Below are 25,712 nucleotides of genomic sequence, written 5' to 3'. Positions count from 1 at the left end.
GAGTGTGCGCCGCGGAATCATCCGTAAACACACACTCGTAAAGCCGGGATAAACGGCCCCGCCGCAAGGGAAACGGGGCTCGCTTATAAGAAAAACTTTTTATCGAGGCCTTTTCGAAGAAGATACATTCGTGTTTAAGTGCAATCAGAACACAAAGTCGATCGAATCCAGTACATCCGCTTTCGGCTTCACGTGACCCGATACGCTAATCTCGCTCAAGGTCAGTTCTGGATTCGCGCCGATCTCGGACAAAATCGTCAAGAAATCGCCGGTTAACCGTTCGATGACGCTCTTGCCGAACAGCTTGGTGCAATACTCGAACGATCCTCGAATCTCGCCTTCTTCCGCGCCCATCGACAAGGTCAGATCAAATTTGGCCGTGGTGTGATCCTGTTCGTACGGGGTGAAGGAAAGCTTGTCGAGCTTCGCCTCCTGCGTTTCCATGTTGCGCACGATAAACATCGTGTCAAACACCGGATTGCGGCTCGCGTCCCGCTTCACCTTGAGCTTTTCCACCAGTTCCTCGAACGGATAGTCCTGGTGCTCGAACGCTTGCAGCGTACGCTCCTTGACCTCCAGCAAATATTCGTAGAACGTTCTGTCCTTCCGCGGATAGTTGCGGATCGCCAACGTTCCCACGAACATCCCGATAAGCGGCTCCAGCTCCGCCGACAACCGGCCGGCAACCGGCGTGCCGACGATCAGATCCTCCTGCCCGCTGTACTTGGAGAGCAGGACCGTGTAGGCCGCCATGAGCACCATATACATGGTGCTGCCAGTGTCCGCCGCTAGCCGCTGCAGCGACGCCGCCACAACCGGCTCGACGGCAAAGTCGAGCAGCGCGCCTTCGAAGCTCCGTACCGGAAGTCTCGGGTAAGCGACCGGCAGCTCGAGCACGGGCAGTTCGCCCGCTAATGTTTCAAGCCAGTAGTTCTCGCGCCGCAGGTAACGCTCGCTCTGCGTCTCCTGCTGCTGCCATACGGCGTAATCCTTATACTGAATCCGCAGCGGCGACAGCTCTTCGCCTTCGTACAGCTGCGCAAGCTCTTGCACGATAATTCCCGCCGAAACGCCATCCGAAATCAGATGGTGCATATCGTACATCAAAATATGCCGTTCCGGCTCAAGCTCGATCAGGCCTGCCCGCAGCAGCGGCGCCTGCTCCAGATCGAACGGCCGGACGAACCGTCCGATATGCTCGTCCGCTTCCCCAGCGCTTGCCCTTACATACTCAAGGGCAAATTCCACATCCTCGTAGATTCGCTGGATGACCTCGCCGTCCGCCATTTCAAAGCCAGTGCGCAATGTCTCATGGCGGGCGATCAGCTTGCGGAATGCGTCTTCCAGCTTATGGCGGTCAAGAGGCCCTTCGACCTTCATTACGCCCGGCATGTTGTAGCTGGTCTCTCCGCCTTGCACATGGCTCAGCATGTACAACCGTTTCTGCGCGGAGGAAGCCGGATAATACTCGCGCTTGTCGGCTGCCGGAATGAAGGTATAAGCATCCTGCTCCATCCCTGCGATGGACTGCGCCAACTGCTCGACCGTCGGGTAATGGAACACGTCGCGCAGCGGTACCTTGACCTGCAGCTCTTGGTGCATTTTCGCTACCAGCGTCGTCGCCCGCAGCGACTGTCCGCCGATGTCGAAGAAATTGTCCTGCACGCCGACTCTCGGAAGCTTCAGCACGTCCTGCCAGATTTGCGCCAGCTTCGCTTCCAGCGCCGTCCGCGGCGCTACATACACCGTGCCCGTTTCGACTCCGCCTTCCGGCTCAGGCAGCGCTTTGCGGTCCAGCTTGCCGTTCGGCGTCAGCGGCATCCGCTCCACCTGCACGAAGTACGACGGGATCATGTATCCCGGCAGCTTCGCGGCCAGTTCGCCACGGAGCTCAACCGCGGCAAGCGGCTCGTCCGCGACGTAATACGCGCACAGGTCTTTCTCGCCGCTTTCGTTTTCCCTCGCGATCACTACCGCTTCGCGGACCGCAGCCACGCTCATCAAGCCGCTTTCCACCTCGCCCAGCTCAATCCGGTACCCCCGGATTTTCACCTGATGGTCGATCCGGCCCATATATTCGACCGTGCCGTCCGGCAGCCAGCGAGCCAAGTCGCCCGTCTTGTACATCTGTCCGCCAATCCCGTACGGATTCGGCACGAACTTCTCTTTCGTCAGCTCCGGCCTCCGATTGTATCCGCGTGCCACACCTGCTCCGCTGATGTGTAGCTCGCCTGCCACCCCGATCGGCACCAACCGCTGCTCCGCATCGAGAATCCAAATCTTCTGGTTCGGCAGCGGACGCCCGATCGGCACCGTGTCCGCCAGTTCGACGATACGCTGCGGTTCGACCTCGTAGATCGTCGAGTCCACCGTGCACTCCGTCGGTCCGTACACGTTCGTGAGCTTTACCTGCTCGCCGAATGTCGACCAGAACGACTTCACGACCTTCGTCGTCAGCGCCTCGCCGCCGATCACATAGTGCTTCGCACCGACCGCGCCGCCGCTGGCCGCAGCTGCCTGCACCAGAATCGCCAAATACGTCGGCGTCGCATCCGTGATGTCGATGGCGTGCTCCTGGAAAAACTTCAGCAGCTTGTCCCCGTCCATCCGCGTCTCTTCCGGCACGATGTGCAGCGTCAAGCCCAGCAGCAGCGCCCCGTAGATCGGCTTCACCGACATGTCAAACACGTACGGCGCCAGCTGCGCCATGTTCCGGTACTCCGGATGCGCCGCATAGATCGGCTCGAACAAGCTCAGCGTAAAGTTCACCACGCTCCGCTGCTCGATCATGACCCCTTTCGGCTGGCCTGTCGTCCCCGACGTGTAGATCAGGTATGCCAGATTGTTCGCAGTGGACACCGGCTCCAGGTTCGCGCCATGCTCCTCCGGGCCATCATACAGCCACGCTTCGTCCAGGCACAATACCTCGCCTCGAAACTCCACCGCTTTGGCCTGCTGCCAGCTTTGCGTCAGCAGCAGCCTTGCTCCGCTGTCCTCCAGCACGAAACGGATCCGGTCCTCCGGATGCTGCGGATCGATCGGCACATACGCGCCGCCCGCTTTTAGCACCGCCAGCATCCCCACGATCATCTCCGGCGACCGCTCCACCAGCATCGCTACCGGCTGATCCGCCGTCACCCCATGCGCCCGCAGCACGCGAGCCACACGGTTCGCCCGCTCGTTCAGCTCGCCGTAGGTCAGCTCTTGGCCTTCAAAGACGACCGCCACCCGCTCCCGCGAGCGCTCGACCTGCTCCTCGAAGACCGCATACAGCGTTTTGTTTTGCGGATATCGGTCATCCGCCGTATCGTTAAACTCCGACTGAAGCTGAGCAGCTTCCTCCGGCGTGATCATCTCCAGCTCCGCCAGCTTCGCCTGCGGGCTGTCACCAATGGTTTCCAGTAGCCGGACGAAGTGGCCCGCCATCCGTTCCACCGTTTCGCGCTTGTACAGCGCTCCGGCATACCGGAGGCTGAACTGCAGCTCATCCTCCGCCTCGGCGGCATTGAGCGTCAAGTCGAACTTCACCGCGTCATGGCCGCTCGGGTAAGGCTTAAACGTCAAGCCTTCGATACCCAGTTCGCCTTCCTCCGTATTTTGCAGCACGAACATCGTGTCGAACAGCGGACTGCGGCTCATGTCCCGCTTCACTTGCAGCTTCTCGACCAGCTCCTCGAACGGATAATCCTGGTGCTCGTACGCCTTAAGCGCATGCTCCTTGATTTCCTGCAAATAGCCGAGGAATGTCTTCTCGCCCGCCGGATAGCTCCGCAGCGCCAGCGTGTTGACGAACATCCCGATCACCGGCTCCAGATCGGCGTGCGGACGGCCTGCAATCGGCGTGCCCACGACGACGTCTTCCTGTCCGGTATATTTGTGCAGCAGCGTCATGTAAGCCGCCAGCAGCACCATATACAGCGTCGAGCCGGTTTGCGCCGCAAGCTGCCGGAGCTGCTCGCTTCCGGCTTGGCCGAGGGTGAATGTCACCGTGTCACCCTCGAAGCTGCGCACCGCCGGTCTGACGTAATCCGTCGGCAGGTCCAGCACCGGGAGTTCCCCGCGGAACACGTCCAGCCAGTACGCTTCCTGCCGCTTCATCCACTCGCCGTGCACGTCCGCCTGCTGCCACGCTGCGTAATCCTTGTACTGTATCCGCAGCAGCGCAAGCTCCTCGCCTCCGTACAACCGCACGAATTCGTCGGTCAGTACGCCCATCGACACGCCGTCAGAGATGATGTGATGCATGTCCAGCATCAGCAGATGACGGTCCGCCCCCAGCTCGATCAAGCCTGCGCGCAGTAGCGGCGCCTGTTCCAGATCGAACGGCCGCACGAAGCGGCGGATATGCGCTTCCGCTTCATTCTCGTCCGCCCGCGCAACCTCCAGGCGGAACGGCACCTCTTCCGCGGCAACCACCTGCTGCACCGGCTCGCCGTCGATCAGCTTAAAGCCGGTCCGCAGCGTCTCGTGCCGCGCAATCAGCCCGCGGAACGCTTCTTCCACCCGCCCGCGGTCAAGCGGTCCTTCCACCGTCAACACCGACGGCATATTGTAGCTGAGCGCCTCGCCTTCCAGCTGGTTCAGCACATACAGCCGCTTCTGCGCCGATGATGTCGGGTAGTACTCGCTTTCAGCCGTCACCGGAATCGACGCATATGCCACCTGCTCCATCTCTTCGATCATCCGCGCCAGCTGCTCGACCGTCGGATACTCAAAAATGCTGCGCAGCGGCAGTTGCTTGTTCAGCTCTTTGTGAATTTTCGAAGCCAGCGTCGTGGCCCGGAGCGAGTGCCCGCCGATGTCGAAGAAGTTTTCCTTCACCCCGACATGCGCAGCCCCTAGCACCTCCTGCCAAATCTGCACCAGCTTCGCTTCCACCCACGTCCGCGGCGCGACATAGTCCACGCCCGTCTGCACGCTTCCCTCCGGCGCCGGCAGCGCCTTGCGGTCGATTTTGCCGTTCGGCGTCAGCGGCATTTGCTCCAGCTGCACGAAGTACGACGGCACCATGTAGTTCGGCAGTTCCGTTGCCAGCACGCTTCTCAGCTCGCTCACCGCTACCTCACGGTCCGCCACGAAGTACGCGCAGAGCTGATTTTGCCCGGATGCGTCTTCCCGCGCGATCACGATCGTTTCTTGGACGGCGGATGCGGCCTTCATAATCTGCGCCTCTACCTCACCCAGTTCGATCCGGTAGCCGCGGATTTTGACTTGATGGTCGATCCGGCCCAAATATTCGATGTTGCCGTCCGGCATCCATCGCGCCAGGTCCCCGGTCCGGTACATCCGCTCGCCTTCCGCGAACCGGCTCATGACGAACTTCTCCGCCGTCAGCTCCGGACGGTGCAGGTAACCCCGGGCAAGACCCGCTCCCGCGACGTACAGCTCTCCGGCTACGCCGATCGGCAATAAGTGCCCGTGCGGGTCCACCATGTAGACGCGGTGGTTCGGAATCGGGCGGCCGATCGAGATTATCGCGCTCGCCATCGGATCAGCGGATACCGGCCATACGGACGTCGCTACGGAGTTCTCCGTCGGGCCGTATCCGTTGTAGTACATCACCCGATCTTTCCATTTTTGCACCAATTCCGCCGAAGAAGCGGAACCGGCCGTGAACAGAATGCGCAGGTCCGGCATATGATCGGGATCGAGATAGACCGCATAGGTCGGCGGCAGTGTCGCCACGGTGATGCCGTGTCCGGCCATATACTTCTCAAACCACTCGTAGTTCAGGATCGTCTGCGACGTCGGGATATATAATGTCGCTCCGAAGAACAACGCTTGGAAAAACTCCCAGCAAGAAGCGTCGAACGAATAGCTCGCGAATTGTACGACTTTGTCGTTCGGCCCGATATGCAGCGTATGGTCGAAGTACGTTTTCAGGTTGCACAATCCGTGGTGCTCGACCATGACCCCTTTCGGCTTGCCCGTCGTTCCCGACGTGTAGATGACATAAGCCAAATCGTCCGGTCCCGACACCGGCGTCAAGTTCGAGCCGTCTTCGCTGTACGCGTCCGCCGCATCCAGCTCCACGATCGTCCCCTCGAACGCGACGCGATCCCGAAGCCCACTTTGTAGAAGCAGCAGCTCCGTGCCAGAATCGTCCAGCATATAACGGATCCGCTCCTCCGGATATTCCGGATCGATCGGCACATATGCGCCCCCGGCTTTCAGGATGCCGACGATGCCGACGATCAGGTCCAGCGACCGTTCGGTCATCAACCCGACGAGACGGTCCTTCGTTACGCCGCGGTCCCGCAGCGTGCGCGCCAGCCGGTTCGTCCGTTCGTTCAGCTCGCGGTAAGTCAGCCGCTCGCCTTCGAAGTAGACGGCGGTGTGATCCGGCGTACGCTCCGCCTGCGCTTCGATCAAGCCGTGAATCGTCTGCTCCTGCGGATAGTCCGCCGCTGTCGCGTTGAATACGTCGACGATCTGCGCTTGCTCCTGCGGCGTCACCACTTCCAGATCGCTGACGCGGATTTGCGGATTCGCCGCGATTTGCTCCAGCACACGGATGAAATGATGCTGCATCCGTTCGATGCTCGCCCGGTCGTACACAAGCGCATTGTATTCGAAACGGAGCTTGACCGCTTCACCCGGCATGACAAGCAGATTGAAGTCATAGTTCGTCTGCTCGACCATTTGCGCGTCGACGATCTCGAATTGGTCGCGCTCGGCGTTTCCGAGCTGTTCCACCCGTTCTTCCACAGGATAGTTTTCAAAGACCATAATATGATTGACCAGGTCTTGCCTCTGATCCGTCAGCGCCTGAATCTCGTAGAGCGGATACGTTTCGTAAGCCTGGGAAGCAATCGCCTGCTCCTGACCTCTTCGCATGACGTCCGCGAACCGCTCTTCCGCCTCGCAGCGGACGCGCACCGGAATCGTATTGATGAACAATCCGATCATGTTCTCGATTCCCGGAATTTCTGCCGGACGCCCCGATACAACGCTGCCGAACACGGCATCCTTGCTGCCATTGTATTTATGAAGCAGCAGTCCCCATACGGTTTGCAGCAGCGTATGAAGCGTCACCCGGTGCTGTTTGGCAAGTTGATCGATCTTGCCGGTTAGCGGCTTGCCGAGGTCGCAGAACAACGTCTCGAACTGCTGCCCTTCGGTCTTAACCTGCGGCTTGCCGGTCGGCAGCAGCGTCTGCTGCTCGTAGCCGGCCAGATAGCCGCTCCAATAACGCGCGGCTTCTTCCGCATCCTGCGCCTCCAGCCATTCGATGTATTGGCTGTACGGCGTAACGGGAGCCAGCTCAGGCTGCTTGTGCTGTATGAGCGCGAAGTAGCTTTCGAATACTTCGCCGGTCATCAGCGCCACGCACCAGCCATCCATCAAAATATGGTGCGAGCTCCACACGAATCGATACGCCTCTTCACCCGTCCGCAGAACCGACACGCGCATCAACGGATCTTTTTCCAGATCGAACCCTCGGACCCGGTCCTCGCGAATAAACGTATCGAGGTAAGCGGCGCGTTCGGTCTCGTTCATGTCGCACAGATTCATATAGGCGAAACCGTTATCCTTGCTGCGGAAGACGGCCTGCACCGGCTGGTCCTTCCATCCGATGAGGAAGTTCGTCCGGAAAATTTCATGCCTTTGCAGCAACAGATTCAGGCTGTTCTCAAAAATCCGAACATCCAAGCGTCCGCGTAGTTCAAACGTCGTTTGCTCGAAGTAAGCTCCCGATTGTGCGTCCAGCAGGCTGTGGAACAGCATGCCTTTTTGCATCGGCGTGAGCGCATAGACGTTCGCCATCTCTCCGATCGCTTGGGTGCGTTCCGCCAGCTGCTCCAGTTCCTCAATGGTCAATCCCTTGAGCAGGACGTCGCTTGGCGTCAGCTCCGGCCGTTCTTTCGCCGCGCAGTGGGTGATGACGGTCCGCAAGCTTTCCTCCAGCAGCCCGGCCAGCCGCTCCATCGTTTCCCGGCGGTACTCCTTGCCGCTGTAGCGGATCGTCAGCTGCAGCGCGCCTTCCGAAACGAGTCCGTTGATGTCGAGCGCGTACTGCTTGGCCGCGTTTTGGCTGAGCTCCGCGCCCGCCGGATAAGGCGATATCCCGATGGCGCTGCTTTGTACGTCCTGATCGAATTGCCCCAAATAGTTGAAGCTGATTTCCGGCTCAGTGACGAAGACGTCGTCTTCCCTCCGCGCAGACAAGTATCTCAGGACGCCGTAGCCAATTCCTTTTTGCGGGATGCGGTGCAGCCCTTCCTTGACCCGCTTGATCCGCTGCGCTACGTCCTTGCCTTGGCCCATGTCGAGCACGACCGGGAACTGGCTTGTAAACCAGCCGATGGTGCGCGTGATGTCGAGCTCGGGGAGGATGGCCTCGCGGCCATGGCCTTCCAGATTCACCAGCACCTGCTCGATGCCGCTCCATTCGTGCACGGCCATGCCGAGCGCCGTCAGCAGCAGGTCGTTCATTTCCGTACCGTAGGCGCGGTGGGCCTTCTTCAGCAGCAGCTCCGTCTCCTGCGGCGTCCAGGCGGCCGCGACAGTCTCGCTGTCCCGGTTGAGCGATTGTTCGCCGAGAACATCTTTCGGCAGCGGACGATAGTCGGCCCGTTCGATTTGCTGCCAATACGCCCGTTCGCGTTCCATCGCCGGTCCGTTTGCATAGAGCGCAAGCTGCTCCGCCCACGTCCGGAACGAATCCGTTTTGTGCGGGAAGCGGATCGCTTCTCCGCGGACAGCCTGCTCGTACCCGGTCGCAATGTCCTCGAACAAAATGCGCCACGACACCCCGTCGACCACCAAATGGTGGATCGCAATCAGCAGGTGATCGCCGTCCGGGCAATGGAACAGCCCGAGCTTCATGAGCGGTCCGTTACCGAGGTCGATGCCGCTCTGAATTTCGTTCGCTTTCGCTTCCACAGCTGCCGCGATGTCCGCCTCGCCGCTGAAATCCGACACGTCGAGGCTGAAAAGATCGCCTTCATCGGTCCCCCGGCTCCAAACGGCATAGCCGCTGTCGGTTGCCCGGAATACCGTACGCAGCGCGTCGTGATGCTCGCCGATCTTCTTCATCGTCACGCGCAGCGCCGCTTCGTCGAAGCCTTCCTTGCGGTACAGCATAACCGACTGGTTATGATGATGCGCGTCGGCCAGCTGCTGCTCAAAGAACCAGAGCTGAACCGGCGTCAGCTTCATTTCTCCAACGACTTCGCTTTGATCCGTCATGCGGGTCGCAGACCGGACGCGGCGGCTTAGGTCGGCCACGGTCGGGTAGGCGAACAAATCCTTCATGTCAAGCTTGTAACCGGCTTGCAGCAAACGCGAAGCCACCTGCAGCGCTTTGATCGAATCGCCGCCCAGCTCGAAGAAGTTGTCCAGGATGCCGACCTTCTCTACGCCCAGCACGGCCTGCCATACCGCTGCCAGCGTCTGCTCCGCCGCCGTCTTCGGCGCTGCATACGCCGCTCCCGCTCGCACCGCGCCTTCCGGCTCCGGCAGCGCTTTGCGGTCCACTTTGCCGTTCGGCGTCAGCGGCAACCGCTCCAGCTTCATCATCCGTGCTGGCACCATATGCGACGGCAGGCTTTGCTCCAGATACGCCTGCAGCTCCTCTACGCTTAGCGTTTCGTCTCCTGCCGCGTAGCCCGCCAAATATTTTTGTCCCCGCTCGTCCGTCCGGTCGATCACCACTGCCTGACGTACCCCGGTGAAACGCAGCATCGCCGTTTCGATCTCGCCCAGCTCAATCCGGTAGCCGCGAATTTTCACCTGATGGTCGATCCGGCCGATGAAATCCACGTTGCCGTCTTCCATCCACCGCGCCAAGTCGCCCGTACGGTACAATCGCTCGCCCGGCACGAACGGATTCGGCACGAATTTCTCCGCCGTCAGCTCCGGTCGGTTCAAATAGCCTCGCGCTACTCCGGCTCCGCCGATGCACAGCTCGCCCAGCACGCCCACCGGCACCGGATGCAGCTGCGCGTCCACGATGTAGAACCGCGCATTCAGCCACGCCTGCCCGATCGGCACGCTGCCCGTCTCCGGAAGCTTCGACAAAGGCTCGTCGTAGTAGCTCGAATCGATCGCCGCTTCCGTTACCCCGTATGCATTGATAATCCGCATGGACGACCCGAAACGCTCCTGCAGCACCCGGTAATCCGTCACGCTGCAGCTGTCCGAGCTCGTAATTAGCAGCTCCATCGAGCCAATGTCAAGACCGTGATCCGCGATATGCTGCATAAACGGTAAAATCAGCGCCGGTGTCGATTCGAACACCGTAATGCCGTAATCCCGTATCCAACCGTGCAGACGTGTCGGGTCGATCCGGTCTTCTTTCGGGCAGATGACCATCATCCCGCCGTTATACAGCGTCCGCGCGATATCCCCGACGAACACGTCGAACGAGAAGCTCGCCAGCTGCAGCAGCCGCACCGGGAACTGGTCAAGACGGTAATCCCGGCGGTAAGCCGCCGCCGTGTTGACCAAGCTGCGGTGCTCGATCATGACGCCTTTTGGCTGTCCCGTCGTCCCCGACGTGTAGATCACGTAAGCGAGGTCGCCCGGCTCGTTCGAGTTCGGCACGTTGGACGCGTCCTCGGTGAACGACGTTTCGTCGTCCAGGCACAGCACCGCCTCCAGCGCATGGCCTTCGGCCAGCCACGCCTGCGCGCGCTCCTGCAAATGCGTTTGCGTTAGCAGCACGGCCGCTCCGCTGTCCCGCAGCATAAACCCAATCCGCTCGGACGGATAGTCCGGGTCAAGCGGTACGTACGCGCCGCCCGCTTTCCACACGGCCAACACGGCGACGAGCAAGTCCGTCGAACGGTCGGCCAGAATGCCGACGATCGACTTCCGCCCGATCCCGCGCGCTTGCAGCGTCCGGGCCAGCCGGTTCGCGCGCTCGTTCAGCTCGCGGTACGTCAGCTGCTCTCCGGCATACACGACCGCCGTCCGCTCCGGCACAAGTTCCGCTTGCGCCTCGAAGCATGCGTGGAACGTTTGCTCCGGTGCATAATCTGCCAGCTCGGAGGCTGGGCGACGCCTTGCGCCCACGCTGCCGAAGCCGTCCACCAGCATCGTCCGCTCTTCCGGTGTGATCATCTCCAGCGTCGACAGCTTCGCTTGCGGATTGCCAACAATCGAGTCGATCAGCCGGACAAAGTGATTCGCCAGCCTCTCGACTGTTCCCCGCTTGTACAGCGCGGTGCTATACTCGATGCTGCACTGCAGTCCTTCCTCCCGTTCCAGCGCATCCAGTGTCAGATCGAACTTCGCCGACGCGCTCTCGCTTGAGTAAGGCTTGAAATCGAGCCCCGCAATGCTCAGCTCCACCTGCTCCAGCGTCTTCAATTCGAACATCGTGTCGAACAGCGGATTACGGCTCATATCCCGGGTCAGGTTGAGCTTCTCAACCAGTTCCTCGAACGGATAGTCCTGATGCTCGTAAGCCCCAAGTGCCTGCTCCTTGATTTCCAGCAAATAGTCCATAAAATTCTTCTCGTCCGTCGGATGGCTGCGCAGCGCCAGCGTGCCTATGAACACGCCGATCAAGCTTGCCAGATCAGCATGCGGCCTTCCCGCAATCGGCGTGCCGACGATAAGGTCTTCCTGCCCTGTATATTTGTGCAGCAGCGTTTTATAAACGGCCAGCAGCACCATGTGCAGGGTCGATCCGGTTTGCGCGGCAAGCCGCTTCAGCCCATCGCGAGCCGCTTGACCGACGATAAAGTCAAACCGCGCGCCTTCAAAACGCTGTACAGCCGGTCTCGCATAATCGGTCGGCATATGGAGCACGGGGATTTCGCCGCTAAAGACGTCCAGCCAGTACGTTTCCTGCTTTTTCATCCGCTCGCCGGCTTTTTCCGCATGCTGCCAGACCGCATAGTCCTTGTACTGCACGCTCAGCGGCGGCAGCGCTTCGCCCTCATACAACTGCACGAACTCCTTGATCAGCACGCCCATCGAGACGCCGTCCGAAACGATGTGATGCATGTCGTACAGCAGCAGATGACGTTCCGGGCCAAGCTCGATCAAGCCTACCCGCAGCAGCGGCGCCTGCTCCAAATCGAACGGCCGCACGAATTCGCGGATATGCGTTTCCGCTTCCTCTTCGCTTGCCGCCTTGTACTCCACGGCAAAGTCTGCATTCTCGTAAATCCGCTGCACGACATCGCCGTCTGCCAGCTCGAAGCCGGTACGAAGCGTCTCATGACGAACAATTAGCTTGCGGAACGCATCTTCGAGTCTTCCGCGGTCCAGACGCCCTTCCACGAGCGTGACGCCCGGCATGTTGTAGCTCGTATCTCCGCCTTCCAGCTGGCTTAAAACGTACATCCGTTTTTGAGCCGAGGATACCGGATAATACGCTCTTGGGCTGGCTTGCGGGATTGCCGTATCAACGTCCTGCTCCATTCCTGCGATGGACTGCGCCAACTGCTCGACCGTCGGGTAATGGAACACATCGCGCAGTGGCACTTTGACCTGCAGCTCCTGATGCATTTTCGCCACCAGCGTCGTCGCCCGCAGCGACTGTCCGCCGATGTCGAAGAAGTTGTCCTGCACGCCGACTCTCGGAAGCTTCAGCACGTCCTGCCAGATTTGTGCCAGCTTCGCTTCCAGCGCCGTCCGCGGCGCCACATACGCCGTGCCCGTTTCGAGGCCGCCTTCTGGCGCCGGCAGCGCTTTGCGGTCCAGCTTGCCGTTCGGCGTCAGCGGCATCCGCTCCACCTGCACGAAGTACGACGGGATCATGTATCCCGGCAGCTTCGCAGCCAGTTCGCCACGGAGCTCAACCGCAGCAAGCGGCTCGTCCGCGACGTAATACGCGCACAGGTCTTTCTCGCCGCTTTCGTTTTCCCTCGCGATCACTACCGCTTCGCGGACCGCAGCCACGCTCATCAAGCCGCTTTCCACCTCGCCCAGCTCGATCCGGTACCCCCGGATTTTCACCTGATGGTCGATCCGGCCCATATATTCGACCGTGCCGTCCGGCAGCCAGCGGGCCAAGTCGCCCGTCTTGTACATCCGTCCGCCAATCTCGTACGGATTCGGCACGAACTTCTCTCCCTTCAGCTCCGGTCTCCGGTTGTAACCGCGTGCCACACCTGCTCCGCTGATGTGCAGCTCGCCTGCCACCCCGATCGGCACCAACCGCTGCTCCGCATCGAGAATCCAAATCTTCTGGTTCGGCAGCGGACGCCCGATCGGCACCGTGTCCGCCAGTTCGGCGATACGCTGCGGTTCGACCTCGTAGATCGTCGAGTCCACCGTGCACTCCGTCGGTCCGTACACGTTCGTGAGCTTCACCTGCCCGCCGAACGTCGACCAGAACGACTTCACGACTTTCGTCGTCAGCGCCTCGCCGCCGATCACGTAATGCTTCGCCCCGGCCGCGCCGCCGCTGGCCGCAGTCGCCTGCACCAAGATAGCCAAATACGTCGGCGTCGCATCCGTGATGTCAATGGCATGCTCGCTGAAAAACTTCAGCAGCTTGTCCCCGTCCATCCGCGTCTCTTCCGGCACGATGTGCAGCGTCAAGCCCAGCAGCAGCGCTCCGTAGATCGGCTTCACCGACATGTCGAATACGTACGGCGCCAGCTGCGCCATATTCCGGTACTCCGGATGCGCCGCATAGATCGGCTCGAACAAGCTCAGCGTAAAGTTCACCACGCTCCGCTGCTCGATCATGACCCCTTTCGGCTGCCCTGTCGTCCCTGACGTGTAGATCAGGTACGCCAGATTGTTCGCGGTAGACACCGGCTCCAGGTTCGCGCCATGCTCCGCCGGGCCATCGTACAGCCACACTTCGTCCAGGCACAATACCTCGCCTCGGAACTCCACCGCTTTGGCCTGCTGCCAGCTTTGCGTCAGCAGCAGCCTTGCTCTGCTGTCCTCCAGCACGAAGCAGATCCGGTCCTCCGGATGCTGCGGATCGATCGGCACATACGCGCCGCCCGCCTTCAGCACCGCCAGCATCCCGACGATCATCTCCGGCGACCGCTCCACCAGCATCGCCACCGGCTGATCCGCCGTCACCCCATGCGCCCGCAGCACGCGAGCCACACGGTTTGCCCGCTCGTTCAGCTCGCCGTAGGTCAGCTGTTCATCCTCGAACACCACGGCTATCCGGTCCGGCGTCCGCTCGACCTGCTCCTCGAAGACCGCATACAGCGGCTTGTTTTGCGGATAACGGTCATCCGCCGTATCGTTAAACTCCGTCTGAAGCTGAGCAGCTTCCTCCGGCGTGATCATCTCCAGCTCCGCCAGCTTCGCCTGCGGGCTATCCGCAATGGCTTCCAGCAGCCGGACGAAGTGGCCCGCCATCCGTTCCACCGTTTCACGCTTGTACAGCGCTCCGGCATAGCGGAGGCTGAACTGCAGCTCATCCTCCGCTTCGGCGGCATTGAGCGTCAAGTCGAACTTCACCGCGTCATGGCCGCTCGGGTAAGGCTTAAACGTCAAGCCTTCGATACCCAGTTCGCCTTCCTCCGTATTTTGCAGCACGAACATCGTGTCGAACAACGGACTGCGGCTCATGTCCCGCTTCACTTGCAGCTTCTCGACCAGCTCCTCGAACGGATAATCCTGGTGCTCGTACGCCTTAAGCGCATGCTCCTTGATTTCCTGCAAATACCCGAGGAACGTCTTCTCGCCTGCCGGGTAGCTCCGCAGCGCCAGCGTGTTGACGAACATCCCGATCACCGGCTCCAGATCCGCATGAGGACGGCCTGCAATCGGCGTGCCCACGACGACGTCTTCCTGCCCGGTATATTTGTGCAGCAGCGTCATGTAAGCCGCCAGCAGCACCATATACAGCGTCGAGCCGGTTTGCGCCGCCAACTGCCGGAGCTGCTCGCTTCCGGCCTGGCCGAGGGTGAACGTTACCGTTTCGCCCTCGAAGCTGCGCACCGCCGGTCTGACATAATCCGTCGGCAGGTCCAGCACCGGGAGTTCCCCGCGGAACACGTCCAGCCAGTACGCTTCCTGCCGCTTCATCCACTCGCCGTGCACGTCCGCCTGCTGCCACGCTGCGTAATCCTTGTACTGTATCCGCAGCGGCGCAAGCTCCTCGCCTCCGTACAACCGCACGAATTCGTCGGTCAGCACGCCCATCGACACGCCGTCAGAGATGATGTGATGCATGTCCAGCATCAGCAGATGACGGTCCGGGCCAAGCTCGATCAAGCCTGCGCGCAGCAGCGGCGCCTGCTCCAGATCGAACGGCCGCACGAAACGGCGGATATGCGCTTCCGCTCCATTCTCGTCCGCCCGCACAACCTCCAGGCGGAACGGCACGTCTTCGGCGGCAACCACCTGCTGCACCGGCTCGCCGTCGATCAGCTTAAAGCCGGTCCGCAGTGTCTCGTGACGCGCAATCAGCCCGCGGAACGCTTCTTCCACCCGCCCGCGGTCAAGCGGTCCTTCCACCGTCAACACCGACGGCATGTTGTAGCTGAGCGCCTCGCCTTCGAGCTGGTTCAGCACATACAGCCGCTTCTGCGCCGATGATGCCGGGTAGTACTCGCTTTCAGCCGTTACCGGAATCGACGCATATGCCACCTGCTCCATCTCTTCGATCACCCGCGCCAGCTGCTCGACCGTCGGATACTCGAAGATGCTGCGCAGCGGCAGCTGCTTGTTCAGCTCTTTGTGAATCTTCGAAGCCAGCGTCGTGGCCCGCAGCGAATGTCCGCCGATGTCGAAGAAGTTTTCCTTCACCCCGACATGCGCAGCGCCCAGCACCTCCTGCCAAATCTGCACCAGCTTCGCTTCCACCCACGTCCGCGGCGCGACATAATCCACGCCCGTCTGCACGCTTCCTTCCGGCGCCGGCAGCGCCTTGCGGTCGATTTTGCCGTTCGGCGATAGCGGCATGGACGGCAGCTGTACGAAGTACGACGGTACCATGTAATTCGGCAGCTCCGCTGACAACGCACTTCTTAGCTCGCTCGCCGCTACCTCGCGGTCCGCCACGAAGTACGCGCAGAGCAGCTTTTGGCCCGCTCCGTCTTCCCGCGCGACCACGACCGCTTCCTGCACGGCTTCCGCGCTCAACACGTGCGCTTCCACCTCGCCCAGCTCGATCCGGTAGCCGCGGATTTTGACCTGGTGGTCGATCCGGCCCAAATATTCGATGTTGCCGTCCGGCATCCACCGCGCCAGGTCTCCCGTCCGGTACATCCGCTCGCCCGGGACGAACGGGTTCGGCACAAACTTCTCGGCGGTCAGCTCCGACCGGTTCAAGTAGCCTCGCGCCACGTTGACGCCGGCGATACACAGCTCTCCCGCCACACCGATCGGCTGCAGTCGGGTCGTTCCTTCCTCCACGATGTACAACCGGGTGTTATAAATCGGCTTGCCGATCGGCACCATCGGGTACTCGCCGTCCGGCTCGCAGTCGAAGTACGAAACGTCGACCGTCGCTTCCGTCGGACCGTACAGGTTGATCAGTCTCGCCCCGCGAATCGAAGCGACCGCTTGCTGGAAGCGGGCCACGTGCTGCGCCGGCAGCGCTTCGCCGCTCGCAAACACTTGACGCAGCGTCCCCAGCTTCCCGCGAAGCCATTCGGCCGGCTGCTCTTCGGCATATTCCAGGAAAGCGTGCAGCATGGCAGGCACGAAGTGCATCGTGGTGACGCCATAGCGGGCGATCGCCTCCAGGAGGCGTTCCGGGCTCTTTTCGCCGCCGACGGACAGCAAGCACATTTTCGAGCCGACCAGCGACCACCAGAACAGTTCCCACACCGATACGTCGAACGTAAACGTCGTTTTCTGCAAAATGGTATCCGCTTCGCCGATCGGATATTTTTCATGCATCCACAAAATCCGGTTGAGGACCGAATGATGCTCGATCATGACCCCTTTCGGCTTGCCGGTCGAGCCCGACGTGTAGATGACGTAGGCCAAATGAGTCGGTCCTGCGGCCGGCTCCAGGTTCGAACCGTTCGCGTCATAAACCGCCGCATCGTCCAGCTCCAACGTTTTACCGCCGAACGCAACGCGATCCCGCAAATGGCTCAGCGTCAGCAATAGCTGCGCTTCCGAATCGTCCAGCATGTAGCGGATGCGCTCCTCCGGATATTCCGGATCAATCGGCACATACGCGCCTCCGGCCTTTAGAATGCCGTAGATGCCCACAATCATCTCCAGCGAGCGCTCGATCAGGATGCCTACAGGTTGATCCGGCTGCACGCCTTCGGCCCGCAGCGTACGCGCCAACTGATTTGCCCGCTCGTTCAGCTCGCGGTAGGTCAACTGCTCGTCCTCAAACACCACGGCTATCCGGTCCGGCGTCCGCTCCGCTTGTTCCTCGAACAGCGCGTGAAGCGTCTTGTCCTTCGGATAGTCGGCGTCCGTATCGCCCCAGACGTGTAAAATCTGCGCTTGTTCTTCGGCTGTCGCCAGCTCCAGCCCGCTCACCGGAACGTTCGGATCGGCCACCGCCTGCTCCATGATGCGGACCAGATGTCCGCGCATCCGGTCGATCGTCGCCTGATCGTATACCCGCGCGTTGTAGCGGAATACGACTTGAATCGATTCTTCCGGCATAACAATCAGGTCCAGATCGTAGTTCGTTTGCTCCGCGATTTCGACGTTCGCGATGGCAAAGGCAGCCTGTCCGCCGTCTCCAAGCTGTTCCACCTGCTGCTCCACCGGGAAGTTTTCAAATACGATAATATGGTTGATCAAGTCCTGCTTCTGCTCGGTCAGCGCCTGAATCTCGTAGAGCGGGAACGTATCGTAGCCGCCCGAGCGGAGCGCTTGCTCCTGCGTTCTTCTCATCGCTTCCGCGAAGGTCGTTTCCGCTTCGGTTTGAATGCGGACCGGAATCGTGTTGATGAACAGCCCGATCATGCTTTCCACGCCCGCAATATCCGCCGGACGTCCCGATACGACGCTGCCAAACACGACGTCGCGGTTGTTGTTGTACTTCTGCAAAAGCACGCCCCAAGCGGTTTGCATCAGCGTATTGATCGTCACCTGGTCCTGCTTCGCAGCCCGGTTCATCCGCTCGCTCAGCTCTTTGCCGAGCTCGCAGGTCAGCTGCTCCGGTGTATAGCCTTCCGCCTGCCCCTGTTCCGAACCGGCTTTCGGCAGCAGCGTCTGCTGCTCGTATCCAGCCAAATAATTTTTCCAGTACGCTGCCGCTTCCCGAACGTCCTGCCGTTCCAGCCACTCGATGTAGCGGCTGAACGGAGTGACTTCGGCAAACTCCGGCTGACGCTGCTCCGCCAGCGCGTAGTAAGCGCCGAATACTTCGCTCGTCACCAGTGACAAGCACCAGCCGTCCATCACGATATGATGGAAGCTCCAGATAAAACGGTAGGCCGTTTCACCGGTGCGCAGAATGGACACGCGCATCAAGGCGTCCTGCGCAAGATCGAAGCCCCGGGCTTTGTCACGGTTCGTGAACTCGGCAATATACGCCTCCCGCTCGGCTTCTCCCATGCCGCGCAGGTCTTCCACGCATACTTCGCTGCTCTTATGGCGGTAAACGATCTGCAGCGGCTCTTCCTTCCAGCCGGTGTAGAAGTTCGTACGCAGCGCTTCGTGCCGCGCCGTGAGCAGATCCAAGCTCCGGACGAACAGACCGGCGTCGAAATCTCCGAGCAAGTCGAAGGCGGCTTGCTGGAAGTACGCTCCCGAGTCCGGCTCCATCAGGCTGTGGAAAAGCATCCCCTTTTGCATCGGCGTCAGCGCGTACACGTTCTCGATTTCGCCTACATGGCGGGTTTGTTCCGCAATCGCGTCCAGCTCTTCCACCGTCAGCTCTTGGAACAGGACATCACTCGGCGTCAGCTCCGACCGTTCTTGTGCCACGCAATGCGCTAGCACTTCCCTCAGGCTTGCTTTCAGCAATCCGGCCAGCTTCTCCATGGTCTCCTTCCGGTACATTTGACCGTCATAACGGAGATCCAGCGAGAGCGCACCGTTCGAAATCATCCCGCTGACATTCAGCGCATGCCTGATTACGGTGCTGCCGCTCACCGATTCGCCGCCTGCATACGGCGAAACCCGTATCGCGCTGTGCTGCGCGTCCTGATCGAATTGCCCCAGATAGTTGAAGCTGATTTCCGGCTCGACTCCGAAGCTGTCACCTTCCCGGCGGTCGGACAAATAGCGCAGGATGCCGTAGCCGATTCCCTTGTTCGGAATGCGGCGCAGCCCTTCCTTCACCCGCTTGATCGATTGCGATACGTTCCGGCCTGCTCCTGCATCAACCACGACCGGGTACTGGCTCGTAAACCAGCCGACGGTGCGCGTAATGTCGAGCTCCGGCAGGATCGCTTCGCGGCCGTGCCCTTCCAGATTGACGAGCACCCGTTCCATGCTGGTCCAGGCATGAACCGCCATGCCGAGCGCCGTCAGCAGCAGATCGTTCACTTCCGTGTTGTACGCGCGGTTCGCCTGCTTCAGCAGCTGCTCCGTTTCCTCAGCCGTCCATTGCGCTGTGACGGTCTCGCTATCCCGGAAGGCCATCGCCGCCTGTCCGCTCGCAGCGTGATCCTTCGGCAGCGGAAGCTGTTCCGTTTGCGCGATTTGCCGCCAGTATTCACGTTCGCGGTCCATGGCCGGGCTGTTCGCATAGTGCGTCAACTGCTCCGCCCAGGTCCGGAAGGAATCCGTCTTCTGCGGGAGGCGGCTCGCCTCGCCTTTGACCGCTTGCTCATAGCCTGTCGCCAGATCCTCGAACAAAATACGCCACGATACCCCGTCCACCGCCAAATGGTGAATGGCGATCAGCAGGTGGTCTCCGTCGTCACAGCGGAACAGCCCCAGCTTCATGAGCGGCCCTTCGCTCAGGTCGATGCCGCTTTGGATTTCGCTCGCTTTCGCTTCGAGCGCTTCCGCGAAGTCCGTTTGTCCCCGGAAGTCGACGACGTCCAGACTGTACAACTCGCCCTCGCCGACGCTGCGGTTCAACACGGTAAACTGTCCGCTGCCGTTCTCGTGCACCACGATGCGCAGCGCGTCATGATGCTCCGCAAGCTTCGTTGCCGCCTGACGGAGCGCCGCTTCGTCAAAACCCTGCTCATGGTGAAGCATAACGGCCTGGTTAAAATGATGCGGCTCGGCAAACCGCTGCTCGAAGAACCAGTGCAGAATCGGCGTCGGCTTCACTTCTCCGCGGACATCCCCTTGATCCGCTATCCGGCCGGCCAGCTGCACATAGCCGCTAAGCTCGGCGACGGTCGGGTGCGCGAACAAGTTTTTCATCTCCAGCTTGTAGCCCGATTGCAGCAATCGGGAAGCCACCTGAATCGCCTTGATCGAGTCGCCCCCGAGATCGAAGAAATTGTCCAAAATCCCGATCCGTTCCGACCCCAGCACGGCCTGCCATACTGAGACGAGCGTCTGCTCCATTGCCGTGCGCGGCGTCGTAAAGGCCGCTCCGCCCTGCAAGCTTTCCTCCGGCGCGGGCAGCGCCTTGCGGTCGATTTTGCCGTTCGGCGTCAGCGGCATTTGCTCCAGCTGCACGAAGTACGACGGCACCATGTAGTTCGGCAGCTCCGCCGCCAGCGCGCTTCTCAGCTCGCTCACGGCCAGCTCCCGGTCCGCCACGAAGTACGCGCACAGCTGATTTTGCCCGGACGCGTCCTCACGCGCGATCACGATCGTTTCCTGCACGGACGCCGCCTTCATAATCTGCGCCTCTACCTCGCCCAGCTCGATCCGGTAGCCGCGAATTTTGACCTGATGGTCGATCCGGCCCAAATACTCGATCTTGCCGTCCGGCATCCAGCGCGCCAGATCCCCGGTCCGGTACATCCGCTCGCCTTCCGCGAACCGGCTCATGACGAACTTCTCCGCCGTGAGCTCCGGACGGTGCAGGTAGCCCCGGGCAAGTCCCGCTCCCGCGATACACAGCTCTCCGGCCACGCCGACCGGCAGCAAATGTCCGTACGGGTCCACCATGTAGACGCGGTGGTTCGGAACCGGACGGCCGATCGAAATCATCCGATCCGCCATCGGGTCCGTCGAGACCGGCCAGATAGACGTCGCTATGGAGTTTTCCGTCGGGCCGTACCCGTTGTAGTACATCACCCGGTCTTTCCACTTCTGGATCAGCTCCGTCGAGGAAGCCGAGCCGGCCGTAAATAGGATGCGCAGGCTTGGCATGCGGTCCGGGTCCAAATAAACCGCATAGGTCGGCGGCAGCGCCGCGACGGTGATGCCGTGCTCGGCCATATAGTCCTCAAACAACCGGTAGTTCTGGATGGTCTGCGACGTCGGGATATACAGCACCGCTCCGCAGAACAACGCCTGGAAAAACTCCCAGCAAGCGGCGTCGAACGAGTAGCTTGCGAACTGGAGGATTTTATCCTGCAGCCCGATGTGCAGCGTATGATCATAGTATGTCTTCAGGTTGCACAATCCGTGGTGCTCGACCATGACCCCTTTCGGCTTGCCCGTCGTTCCCGACGTATAGATGACATAAGCCAAATCGTCCGGTCCCGACACCGGCGCCAGGTTCGAGCCGTCTTCGCTGTACACGTCCGCCGCATCCAGCTCCATGACGGTCCCTGCGAACGCGACGCGATCCCGTAAATGGCTTTGCAGAAGCAGCAGCTCGGTGCCCGAATCGTCCAGCATATAGCGGATGCGCTCCTCCGGATATTCCGGATCGATCGGCACATACGCGCCCCCGGCTTTCAGGATGCCAACGATGCCGACGATCAGATCCAGCGACCGTTCGGTCATCAGTCCGACGAGACGGTCCTTCGTTACGCCGCGGTCCCGCAGCGTACGCGCCAGCCGGTTCGCCCGCTCGTTCAGCTCGCGGTACGTCAACCGCTCGCCTTCGAAGTAGACGGCGGTCTGGTCCGGCGTCCGCTCTGCCTGCGCTTCGATCAAGCCGTGAATCGTCTGCTCCCGCGGGGAGTTCGCCGCCGTCGCGTTGAACACTTTGTTGATCTGCGCTTCTTCCTGCGTCGTCACCACTTCCAGCTCGCTGACGCGGATCTGCGGATTCGCCGCGATTTGCTCCAGCACATAGACGAGATGCCCGTACATCTGCTCGATATCGGCACGATCGAACGCCAGTGCATTGTATCCGTAGAAAATATGGATCGATTCGCCCGGCAGGATGACAAGGTTCAAGTCGTAGTTCGTCTGCTCGACCGACTCGATGCCCTTGATCGTAAAGCTTGCCCCGTCCTCGCCTAATTGCTCAAGCTGTTCCTCCATCGGATAGTTCTCGAAAATCATGATGTGACTGATCAAATCCTGCTTTTGCTCTGTGAGCGCCTGAATCTCATAGAGCGGATACGTATCGTAGGCATGGGAAGCGATCGACTGCTCCTGATTCCACGCCATCACTTCTGCAAAGGTAGATTCGGCCTCGCAGCGGATACGCACCGGAACTGTATTGATGAACAGTCCGACTATGTTTTCGACGTTCGGAATGTCCTCCGGCCGCCCGGAGACGACATTGCCGAACACGACGTCCCGGCTGCCGTTGTATTTTTGGAGCAGGAGCCCCCAAACGGTCTGCATCAGCGTGCTGATCGTGACCTGATGCTGCTGAGCAATCCGGTTGATCCGCCCAGTCAATTCCCGTCCCAGATCGAATTCCAGGTCAGCGGACGCGTAGCCCGCTTTTTCCTGCGGGTTGCCCTTCGGCAGCGTCGTTTGCTCCTCGTATCCGGCCAAATAGCCGCTCCAGTAGCGGGACGCCTCTGCCTGATCCTGACGTTCCAGCCATGCAATATATTCGCTGTAAGACGGTACGGGGAGAAGCTCCGGCTCCCGGTTCGCGCTGAGCGCAAAGTAGATGCGGAACACTTCGCTCGTGACCAAAGACCAGCACCAGCCGTCCATCAAAATATGATGGAAGCTCCAAACAAAGCGGTACGTTTCCTCGCCGGTCCGCAAAATCGCTACACGCATCAACGAATCGTCCGCCAGATCGAAGCCCCGGACCTTATCGTCCCGCGTGAAGGCCTCGACAGCCGCTGCGCGCTCCGCTTCCTCCATATCACGCAGGTCGCGAACGAGGAATTCGCTGCCCCGGTTCCGGTAGACGACCTGCAACGGTTCGTCCCTCCAGCCGGTGTAGAAATTCGTCCGCAGCACTCCGTGCCTTTGCACCAGCAGCTCCAGACTCTTGCCGAACACGCCGACATCGAAGCTGCCTTGCAGATCAAACGACGCCTGCTCGAAATAGACTCCCGATTCCGCATCCATCAGGCTGTGGAACAGCATGCCCTTCTGCATCGGCGAGAGCGCGTATACGTTCTCCAGTTCGCCATGCTCTTGGGTCTGTTCGGCCAACCGCTCCAGCTCCTCCAAGGTCAGCCCCTTGAATAGAACGTCGCTCGGCGTCAGTTCCGGCCGCTCTTTCGCCACGCAGTGCGCGATGATCTCCCGCAGGCTGGACTGCAGCAGCCCGCCCAGCCGCTCCACCGTTTCCCGGCGGTACTGGGTCGTGCCGTACAGGATCGTTAAAACAAGCTCGCCCTCCGACACCATCCCGTTCATATCCAATGCAAAATCCAAGGCGGCATTTTCACTGATGGATAAACCGCCGGAATAAGCCGAAGACTCTAATTCGTTGTCTTTATAATCCTGATCGAATTGGCCGAGATAATTGAAGCTGATTTCCGGCTCGACGGCAAACTTCACGCCCTCTTGCGGCGCGGACAAATACCGCAGGATGCCGTACCCGATCCCTTTGTTCGGAATGTGGCGGAGTCCTTCCTTCACCCGCTTGATCCGCTGTCCGACGGACTCATCTTGTCCCGTCTCCAGCACAACCGGGAATTGGCTTGTAAACCAGCCCACAGTCCGCGAAACGTCCACATCCGGGATAATCTCTTCCCGTCCATGGCCCTCCAGGTTGACCGGCACGCGATCCAGACCCGACCATTCGCTTACAGCCATTCCCAGCGCCGTCAGCAGCAGGTCGTTCATTTCCGTGCGATATGCCCGGTGCGCCTGCTTGAGCAGCTGCTCCGTTTCCTCCGCCGTCCAGCGTACCGTCACGACGTCGCTTTCTTTCAGCAGCGGTTTGGCCTCCGCGTTATCCTTCGGCAGCGGAGTATAGTCGGTTCGTTCAATTTGCTGCCAATACGCCCGCTCCTGCTCCATCGCCGGGCTGCTCTCATAGCGCGACAGTTGCTCCGCCCACGTCCGGAACGAATCCGTTTTGTGCGGCAGACGGATCGCTTCTCCGCGCAGCGCCTGTTCGTACCCTGTCGCAATATCCTCGAACAAAATGCGCCACGACACCCCGTCGACTACCAGATGGTGAATCGCGATCAGCAGATGGTCACCGTCGGCGCAGCGGAACAGCCCCAGCTTCATGAGCGGTCCGTGTTCAAGGTCGATGCTGCCTTGAATTTCCGTCGCTTTCGCTTCGACTGCTTCCGCGATATCCATTGCACTGCTAAAGTCCAGCACTTCCAGGCCGAACAGCTCGCCTTCGTCCACGCTGCGGTTCCATGCCGCATAGCCGCTGCCGGTATTCCCCTGTAAACGGAACACCATGCGCAGCGCGTCGTGATGCTCGGCAATCTTCCGCATCGTCACGCGCAGCGCCGCTTCGTCGAAGCCTTCCTTGCGGTACAGCATGACCGACTGGTTGCTGTGATGTGCGTCGGCCGGCTGCTGCCCGAAGAACCACCGCTGGATCGGCGTCAGCTCCACGTCTCCGGTTACGGCTTCCTGGCTCGCCAGCTTGCCGGACGTTTGAAGATGCGGACTCAGCGCCGCCACTGTCGGATAGCTGAACAAGTCCTTCATCACCAGCTTGTAGCCGGCTTGCAGCAGTCGCGATGCCACTTGCAGCGCTTTGATCGAATCGCCGCCCAGCTCGAAGAAGTTGTCCAGGATGCCGACCTTCTCTACGCCCAGCACGGCCTGCCATACCATCGCCAGCGTCTGCTCCGCCGCCGTCTTCGGCGCTGCATACGCCGCTCCCGTGCGCACTGCGCCTTCCGGCTCCGGCAGCGCTTTGCGGTCTACCTTGCCGTTCGGCGTCAGCGGCAACCGCTCCAGCTTCATCATCCGCGCCGGCACCATATGCGACGGCAGGCTTTGCTCCAGATACGCCTGCAGCTCCTCTACGCTTAGCGCTTCGTCTCCTGCCGCGTAGCCCGCCAAATATTTTTGTCCCCGCTCGTCCGTCCGGTCGATCACCACTGCCTGACGCACGCCCGCGAAGCGCAGCATCGCCGTTTCGATCTCGCCCAGTTCGATCCGGTACCCCCGAATTTTCACCTGATGGTCGATCCGGCCGATGAAGTCCACGTTGCCGTCTTCCATCCACCGCGCCAGGTCGCCCGTACGGTACAATCGCTCGCCCGGCACGAACGGGTTCGGCACGAATTTCTCCGCCGTCAGCTCCGGTCGGTTCAAGTAGCCTCGCGCTACTCCGGCTCCGCCGATGAACAGCTCGCCCAGCACGCCCACCGGCACCGGATGCAGTTGCGCGTCTACGATGTAGAACCGCGCATTCAGCCACGCCTGCCCGATCGGCACGCTGCCCGTCTCGGGCAGCTTCGACAAAGGCTCGTCGTAGTAGCTCGAATCGATCGCCGCTTCCGTTACCCCGTACGCGTTGATGATCCGCATGGACGACCCGAACCGCTCCTGCAGCACCCGGTAATCCGTCACGCTGCAGCTGTCCGAGCTCGTAATCAGCAGCTCCATCGAGCTGATGTCGAGACCATGATCCGCAATATGCTGCATAAACGGTACAATCAGCGCCGGTGTCGATTCAAACACCGTAATGTCGTAATCCC

Annotated in this window: 1 protein-coding gene; it reads right to left on the bottom strand. The window is 60.7% G+C overall.

Features of this window, described 5'->3' with window-relative positions; genetic code table 11:
- Positions 1-144: 144 nt before the first annotated feature.
- Positions 145-25,712: non-ribosomal peptide synthetase (locus ET33_RS27580; protein ID WP_036689871.1), on the bottom strand; the 25,568-nt coding region annotated here is incomplete at its 5' end.

Source organism: Paenibacillus tyrphae, assembly GCF_000722545.1.
GTDB classification, from domain to species: Bacteria; Bacillota; Bacilli; order Paenibacillales; family NBRC-103111; genus Paenibacillus_G; species Paenibacillus_G tyrfis.
The sequence above is the reverse complement of the archived record's forward strand: the minus strand, read 5'-3'. Positions and strand labels throughout refer to the sequence as shown.